General features: G+C 65.8%; 6 protein-coding genes. All 6 read left to right on the plus strand.

The window, feature by feature from the left end; all coding sequences use genetic code 11:
* The first annotated feature begins 176 nt into the window (after window positions 1–176).
* Window positions 177–1,712: a multicopper oxidase family protein gene (locus B4A72_RS13500; protein ID WP_292978822.1), complete on the plus strand. Its 1,536-nt coding sequence runs from the start codon at window positions 177–179 to the stop codon at window positions 1,710–1,712.
* 189 nt (window positions 1,713–1,901) lie between these two features.
* Complete coding sequence (gene murB, locus B4A72_RS13505; protein WP_292956877.1) at window positions 1,902–2,834, plus strand: UDP-N-acetylmuramate dehydrogenase; 933 nt, start codon at window positions 1,902–1,904, stop codon at window positions 2,832–2,834.
* Window positions 2,835–2,993: 159 nt separating this feature from the next.
* Window positions 2,994–3,929: a D-alanine--D-alanine ligase gene (locus B4A72_RS13510; RefSeq protein ID WP_292956880.1), complete on the plus strand. Its 936-nt coding sequence runs from the start codon at window positions 2,994–2,996 to the stop codon at window positions 3,927–3,929.
* Window positions 3,917–4,873 carry a cell division protein FtsQ/DivIB gene (locus tag B4A72_RS13515; protein WP_335661652.1) on the plus strand — a complete coding sequence of 319 codons (957 nt, stop codon included), beginning with the start codon at window positions 3,917–3,919 and terminating at the stop codon, window positions 4,871–4,873. The genes B4A72_RS13510 and B4A72_RS13515 overlap by 13 nt, the downstream gene beginning before the upstream one ends.
* Before the next feature lie 6 nt (window positions 4,874–4,879).
* On the plus strand, window positions 4,880–6,214 hold the full coding sequence (gene ftsA / locus B4A72_RS13520; RefSeq protein ID WP_292978824.1) for a cell division protein FtsA: 1,335 nt from the start codon (window positions 4,880–4,882) through the stop codon (window positions 6,212–6,214).
* Between the two features lie 222 nt (window positions 6,215–6,436).
* Window positions 6,437–7,134 (plus strand): cell division protein FtsZ (gene ftsZ / locus B4A72_RS13525; protein ID WP_292978826.1); only part of this gene is annotated, 698 nt, incomplete at its 3' end.

The raw sequence follows: 7,134 nt of genomic DNA on the forward strand, positions 1-7,134 counted from the left end.
GCAGGATCCCGAAAATCTTCATTTTCCTGCGACACGGCATCATCTTGCCCGGCGGGTTCGGCTGACCTATCTGCCGAACCAATCCGGGGCTGGATTCGCAACCATCCGACAGCCGGCCCGGCCAACCTGTCGCACGTCACGTTCTGAACTCTCACTCAAAAGGATCGGATCACCAGATGGCACTCATCCCCGGCATCAGTCGCCGACGTTTCCTGTCAACGGCAGGTCAATTGGCGGCTGTCACGGCCCTCGGCTCTTTCGGGGCGCAAGCCTGGGCGGCACAGGGTGCGCGGCGACTGACGGCAGGCACGCGCACGATCGAGGTTCAGGGCCGGGCTGCGACGGTGTTTGGTCTCACCGACGAACGCGGCCGGCAGGGGCTGACCCTGGACATCGCGGATGGTTTCGACGTCGCGCTGGCCAACGAGGCCGGGGTGCCGACGGTCATTCATTGGCACGGTCTCACGCCGCCTTTCGGACAGGACGGAAATACCCTGTCGCAGGAACCGATTCCGGCCGGGGGGACAAAGAACTTTGCCTTCGATCTGCCGCGGGGCGGCACCAACTGGATGCATTCGCATTTCGGTCTGCAAGAGGCGCAGTTGATGGCCGCGCCGCTGATTCTTCGTGATGGCGCTGCCGACCGGCAAGAGGTCGTGATGCTGCTGCACGACTTTTCCTTCACGTCGCCCGAGGAGCTGATGGCGCGACTGGTCGGCGATGACGCAGGCCGTATCGGATCGGGCATGGCGGCGATGCAGCACGGCATGGTGCGCGGCCCGTCGCAGGATGGCACTGGCATGGCGGGCATGGATCCATCCGGCATGGAGGGCATGGAGGGCATGGATTCGATGGGCATGACGATGACGATGCCGATGTCCGGCATGGATCAGGACGACATGCCGATGGATCTGAACGACATCTCCTTCGACGCTTTCCTTGTCAACGATCGGGATCTGTCAGACCCCGAGGTGATCCGCGTCGATCGCGGCGCACCGGTCCGGCTGCGGGTCATCAACGCGGCGTCATCGACCAATTTCTGGATCGATCTCGGCGCGGTTCGGGGCAGACTGGTCGCCGTGGACGGGATGCCGGTCAGGCCCATCATCGGGCGGCGCTTCGAACTGACGATGGCGCAGCGCGTCGACATCGAAATCGATATTCCCGACGCGGCGCTGGCTCTGCCGATCCTGGCGCAACGCGAAGGCGACACGGCGCGGACGGGGCTGATCCTCGCGACGCAAGGCGCCAGGATAGACCGGATCTCGTCGCAGGCGGACCGGACCGCGCCCCCGGTGCTTCTCGATCTGGAACGCAAGCTTCTGGCTGAGACACCTCTGCAAAAGCGCACCGTCGACCGGACGCTTTCCTGCGATCTGACCGGCAGCATGGAGCCCTATGTCTGGGGCATCAATGGAAAGACGTTCGAGAACCGCGCGCCGCTGGAGGTGAAGCAGGGCGAACGGGTCGAAATCGTCATCCGCAACCGCACGATGATGTCGCACCCGATGCATCTGCACGGTCATCACTTCCAGGTCGTGGGCATCGGACCCGCGAGACTGTCGGGTGCCATGCGTGACACGGTGCTGGTTCCGGCGATGGAATCCGTGACGATCGCCTTTGACGCCGACAATCCGGGGAACTGGCCGTTTCACTGCCACAACCTGTATCACATGCAGGCGGGAATGATGACGGCCCTGCGATATCTCTGACGGACCGGCACGGGCGAGGCTGCAGGTGCGTGCCCTGGGCCGCGGCGACCCGGATCCCGTTGCGGCAGGACCGTATCCGAACGCGATCCTGAACCAGGCGTCGATCCGCCGCCCGGCCGGAGTCGCGGATGCAAGGGCATTCGCGGGCCGATATTGACGCCATGGCGCGCGCTGGCTACCAGCCTTGCCATGAGCCTCGATCTTCCCACTCCGCGCGGCGCGCTGACGCCGAACCGTCCTCTGGACGGGCTGACATGGCTGCGCGTCGGCGGCCCCGCCGAATGGCTGTTCCAGCCCGCCGATCCCCAGGATCTGGCGGAATTCCTGGTTGTCCTGGATCCGGGCATCGGGGTCTTTCCGATCGGCGTCGGCAGCAATCTGATCGTCCGCGACGGCGGCATTCGCGGGGTGGTGATCCGTCTCGGCCGGGCGTTCAATGCCATCGACATCGACGGCGACATCGTGACCGCGGGCGCCGCCGCGCTGGATGCCCATGTCGCCCGCCGGGCGGCGGAATCCGGGCTGGATCTGACCTTCCTGCGCACCATTCCCGGCAGTATCGGGGGTGCGGTTCGCATGAATGCCGGTTGCTATGGCAGCTATGTCGCCGATCACCTGATCGATGCCCGTGCCGTCACCCGCGAGGGCCGCCAGGTCACGCTGACGCCCGCGGATCTGGGCTTTGCCTATCGTCATGCAGATCTGCCCGATGGCTGGATCCTGACGGATGCGCGCTTTCGCGCCGACCGGGCCGATCCCGACGCGCTGCATCAGAAGATGGCCGACCAGATCGCCAGGCGCGATCTGGCCCAGCCGACCCGCGACCGCAGCGCCGGATCGACGTTTCGCAATCCGGCCGGTTTCAGCTCGACCGGCCGCGCCGATGACAGCCACGAATTGAAGGCGTGGACGCTGATCGATCGGGCGGGCCTGCGCGGGCATAGCTGGGGCGGGGCGCAAATGTCCGAGAAACATCCCAATTTCCTGCTGAACACCGGCGGCGCCACGGCGGCAGAGCTTGAAACCCTGGGCGAACTGGTGCGCCGCCGCGTTCGCGAGGACAGCGGCCACGATCTGCAATGGGAAGTCATGCGCGTGGGCGAGCCGCTGCCGGAAACCTGACACCATAGCCCAAGCGAACATTCTGACGAGAAACGCGAAATTTGTCTTTTGCGGCGGGTGCTTTGCGGCTATCCTGTCCGGACATGGCGCAAGATCGGGAAGAATCCGACCGCGCCGATCAAGACAGGCCCGGATCAACCGGGCTCAAGAGGCAGAAGCGTGGCGGGCAAGTCGAGCAGGACAGCCCACACCGTAGCCGTTCTGATGGGCGGACCCTCGGCCGAGCGCGAGGTGTCGCTGTCATCGGGTCGCGAATGCGCGGCGGCGTTGCGGGTGGCGGGCTATGATGTAACCGAGGTCGAGCTCGGGCCGGAACCGGGGGCGGAGATCGCCACGCGGCTGAATGGCCTGCGGCCCGATGTCGTCTTCAATGCCTTGCATGGCCGCTGGGGCGAGGATGGCTGCGCACAAGGCGTTCTGGAATGGCTGGACCTGCCCTATACCCATTCCGGCGTGCTGGCTTCGGCCCTGGCGATGGACAAGACGCGGGCCAAGGATGCGTTCCGCGCCGCCGGCCTGCCGGTTCTGGAAAGCGTGATCGCCGAACGCGCCGATGTCAGCGCCCGCCACGTCATGCCGGCCCCCTATGTCGTCAAGCCGAATGACGAGGGTTCCAGCGTCGGTGTCTATATTATCGCGTCGGAAAACAATGGCCCACCCGCGCTGGACGACAGGATGCCGGCACGGGTGATGGTCGAAACTTATGCACCGGGCCGCGAATTGACGACCACGGTGATGGGCGAGCGCGCGCTGGCCGTGACCGAGATCTTCGCCGAGGGCTGGTATGATTACGATGCGAAATACCGCCCCGGCGGCTCGCGCCACGAAATTCCGGCCGATCTGCCCGCCGACATCACCGAAGCCTGCCTCGATTACGCCTTGCGGGCGCATCGCGCGCTTGGCTGTCGCGGCCTCAGCCGGTCGGATTTCCGCTGGGATGACAGCCGCGGCCGCGACGGGCTGTATCTGTTGGAGGTCAATACCCAGCCCGGCATGACGCCGACCTCGCTGGCGCCGGAACAGGCGGCCCATGCCGGCATCGATTTTCCCGCCCTGATGCGGTGGATGGTGGAGGATGCGCTGTGTCGGCCGTGATCGATCATCGTCCGCAGCAGCGGCAATTGCAGCCGCCGCCGCAGCCCCGGCAAAGGCGCGATCCCGCGCCGTCGCGGTTGCAATACCGGCTGGAGCGGGTGTGGCTGAAGCCGCTTTATCGCCGGGTGATCCGGGTGGGTGTGCCGGCATTCCTGATCGCGATGACGGCGGGCCTGTGGCTGTCGGACCAGGATCGCCGCGCCGCGCTTGGCGCCGGCGTCGCCGGGCTGGTGGACAAGGTGCAGAGCCGCGAGGAATTTCAGGTCCGCATGATGACGATCGAAGGCGCCTCGCCCGTCGTGGACAAGGCCCTGCGCGGGATGCTGCCGGTCGATCTGCCGGCCTCCAGCTTCGATATCGACCTGACGGCGATGCGGCTTCAGGTGATGCAACTGGACGCGGTCGAATCCATCGACCTGCGGATCAAGCCCGGCGGCATCCTCTCGGCCGTCGTCAAGGAGCGGGTGCCCGCGCTGCTGTGGCGCCATGCCGCCGGGATCGACATTCTGGATGCGACCGGCAATCGGGTGGCCAGCGTGACCTCGCGCGATGTGCGGCCCGATCTGCCGCTGATCGCCGGCGATGGGGCGGATCTGGAAACCCAGGAGGCCCTGCAACTGCTGGATGCGGCGGGACCGATCCTGCCGCGGGTGCGTGGCCTGGTGCGGCGCGGCGAACGCCGCTGGGATCTGGTGCTGGACAACAACCAGCGCATCATGCTGCCCGAGGAAGGCGCGGTCATCGCGTTGCAGGCCGCCATTGCGCTGAACCGGTCGCAGGACATGCTGGGCCGCGACATCCAGGTTGTCGATCTGCGCAGCCCCTCGAGGCCGGTGCTTCGGCTGGGGATCGACGCGCGCAATTCGATCCGCAAGGCGCGCGGCCTGCCGTTGCTGGGGCCGGACGGCAATGTTCTGGACGAAGACGATAGAAAGAGGGGCTGAGCGGCGATGGTCGAATTGTATCAGACGCAGCGGGCGATGCGAAACATCCGCCGGGCGGCATTGCAACGGGGCGTGGTCGGCATCCTTGACATAGGCACCTCGAAAATCGCCTGTCTCGTTCTGAAATTCGACGGCACCGGAACGGATCGCGAGGTCGATGGCGTGGGTCCGATGGCGGGGCAGGCCAATTTCCGCGTGATCGGCGCGGCGACGACGCGCTCTCGCGGGATGCGCCGGGGCGAAATCGACACCATGGCCGAGACCGAGCGCGCGATCCGCACCGTGGTGGCCGGCGCGCAGAAGGTGGCCGGCTGCCGGGTCGATCATGTCATCGCCTGCATGTCCGGCGGGCGGCCCGCATCCTACGGGCTCGATGGCGAGATCGTGCTGGAATCGGGCAAGGTCAGCGAACATGACGTGGCCTCGGTCCTGGCGGCCTGCGAAACCCCCGATTTCGGGCGCGGACGCGAGGTGCTGCACGCGCAGCCGGTGAATTTCGCCGTGGACAATCGCAGCGGGCTGTCCGATCCGCGCGATCATGTCGGCAACCGCCTGGCCTGCGACATGCATGTGCTGACCGTGGATGAAGACGTGATCGGCAACCTGGTGCAATGCATCCGGCGCTGCGATCTGGAACTGGCCGGGGTCGCCTCGGCCGCCTATGCCTCGGCCCGGGCCGCGCTGGTCGAGGACGAGCAGGGACTGGGCGCGGCCTGTATCGACTTTGGCGGGGGCGGGACGGGCGTATCTGTTTTCATCAAGAAACACATGATCTTCTCGGATAATGTTCAGATTGGCGGTAACCTGATCACACAGGATATCGTCCAGGGGCTGCGCGTGCCGCTGGCGGTGGCCGAGCGGTTGAAGACGCTGAACGGCGGGGTCGAGGCGACCGGCCGCGACGACCGCGACATGATTGCCGTCGGCGGAGAGACAGGCGACTGGGAGGCCGACCGCCGCGTCGTCAGCCGCGCGGACGTGATCGGAGTGATGCGTCCGAGGGTCGAGGAAATTCTGGTCCATGTGCGGCAAGTCCTTGATGCGGCTGGATTTGACTTCATGCCCAGCCAGCAGATCGTGCTGACCGGCGGCGGCAGCCAGATTCCCGGCCTGGACGGGCTGGCCGCGCGCATCCTGGGCCCGAACATCCGTTGTGGCCGGCCGCTGCGAATCGACGGGCTGGCGCATCAGTTGACCGATCCCAGCTTTTCCGGCGCGGTCGGGCTGGCGCTGTTCGCCGCCCATCCGCAGGACGAATGGTGGGATTTCGAGATGCCGGCCGAGACCTATCCCGCCCGCAGTCTGCGACGGGCCTATCGCTGGTTCCGCAACAACTGGTGATTGCGACATTTTTCCGTTTGTGTGGCGTCAGGCCGGCGCCACCATATTCAGCGTGTATGGCAAGATACCGCCGATACCTGTTGAGTTCCCCGCCAGATTTTGCGGTACCTCCGCCTTTTTCGGGTGACGCGGGGGCGTTCAATCGCTACGATTGCAGTTGATACGGGGGATTCGAACGGACGGTTCACGTCCGCAACGATCAGCGACAGACAGGCGGAAACCATGAATCTCAATCTCAATCTGATGATGAACGACGAAGAAGAACTGAAGCCGCGCATCACGGTATTCGGTGTGGGCGGCGCAGGCGGCAACGCGGTCAACAACATGATCGAGAAGCAGCTCGACGGGGTCGAGTTCGTGGTCGCCAATACCGACGCGCAGGCGCTGGCCGGATCGCGCGCCAACAACCGCATCCAGATGGGTCCGAAGGTGACCGAGGGTCTGGGCGCCGGGGCCAAGCCGGTGATCGGCGCCAAGGCCGCCGAAGAAACCATCGAGGACATCGTCGATCACCTGATGGGCGCGCATATGTGCTTCATCACCGCCGGCATGGGCGGCGGCACCGGCACCGGGGCGGCCCCGATCATCGCCCAGGCCGCGCGCGAGATGGGAATCCTGACCGTCGGCGTCGTGACCAAGCCCTTCCAGTTCGAGGGCAGCAAGCGGATGCGCCAGGCCGAAGAGGGGGTCGAGGCTCTGCAGAAGGTCGTCGACACGCTGATCATCATCCCCAACCAGAACCTGTTCCGGCTGGCCAACGAGAAGACCACCTTCACCGAAGCCTTCGCGATGGCCGACGACGTGCTGTATCAGGGCGTCAAGGGCGTGACCGACCTGATGGTCCGTCCGGGCCTGATCAATCTCGACTTCGCCGATGTCCGCGCCGTGATGGACGAGATGGGCAAGGCGATGATGGGCAC

The sequence above is a fragment of the Paracoccus sp. UBA5162 genome (assembly GCF_002413585.1).
Lineage (GTDB): Bacteria > Pseudomonadota > Alphaproteobacteria > Rhodobacterales > Rhodobacteraceae > Paracoccus.